Source organism: Mesorhizobium sp. M7A.F.Ca.AU.001.01.1.1, assembly GCF_004022735.1.
Lineage (GTDB): Bacteria > Pseudomonadota > Alphaproteobacteria > Rhizobiales > Rhizobiaceae > Mesorhizobium > Mesorhizobium ciceri.
Genome location: NZ_RZPF01001266.1, coordinates 1 through 791, shown reverse-complemented (window position 1 = coordinate 791; position 791 = coordinate 1). Strand labels below are relative to the sequence as shown.

The following is a 791-nucleotide window of genomic DNA, read 5'->3' as shown; positions in this document are numbered from 1 at the left end:
GCCGGCGATGTCGCCGCCGACCTGGCTCAACGCCGCGAAACGCCGCCAATTGTCTGGCCAGTCGACGCCGGTCGCATTGCCATAGGGGCCGCCGGGACGGTCGAACAGATGCGGCGCATCGAGCACGAACAGTTCGAGCCCGGCGAGTTGGACGGAATGGACAGAGGCCTTGCCGCCCTGCAGCAAGGGGTATTGCAGAACCGCCCGCTTTTTCTTGAAGGCAGCCATGACGGTCGGAAAGCCGGGCATGAGCGTGCGCACGGTCACGCCCTTGGCCGCCAAGGCAATGGGCAGCGCGCCGGTCACGTCGGCAAGCCCACCGGTCTTGATGAGCGGGAAAATTTCCGGCGTGACCGACAGAACCTGCATGCGTCAGAGCCCCAGCTTGTCGATCATGTCCTGGGTGACCAGGCAGATGCCCTTTTCGGAAACGCGGAAGCGCTTGGCGTCGAGAATAGGATCTTCGCCGACCACCAGCCCTTCCGGTATCCTAACACCATGGTCGATGACCACGCGCTTCAACTTTGCGTTCCGGCCGACATGAACGTCGGGCAGCATGACGACTTCTTCGAGCGTCGAATAGGAATTGATGCGCGCGCCGGTGAAGATCAGGCTTTTTTTCAGCGAAGCCCCCGAGACGATGCAATCGCCCGAAACCAGCGAAGACACAGCCGAACCGCGGCGGCCATCCTCGTCATGCACGAACTTTGCCGGCGGCTTCAATTCGGCATAGGTCCAGATCGGCCAGTCGCGGTCGTAGAGGTCGAGTTCCGGCGTGATATCGGTCAGGT

The 791-nt window shown here is 62.2% G+C and carries 1 protein-coding gene and 1 pseudogene; both read right to left on the bottom strand.

Going from position 1 to position 791, the window contains the following annotated elements; all coding sequences use genetic code 11:
• Positions 1-369 (bottom strand): glycogen/starch synthase (locus tag EN884_RS37560; protein WP_206617779.1); only part of this gene is annotated, 369 nt, incomplete at its 3' end.
• 3 nt (positions 370-372) lie between these two features.
• A pseudogene (locus EN884_RS37555) lies at positions 373-791 on the bottom strand (glucose-1-phosphate adenylyltransferase); the annotation flags it as partial.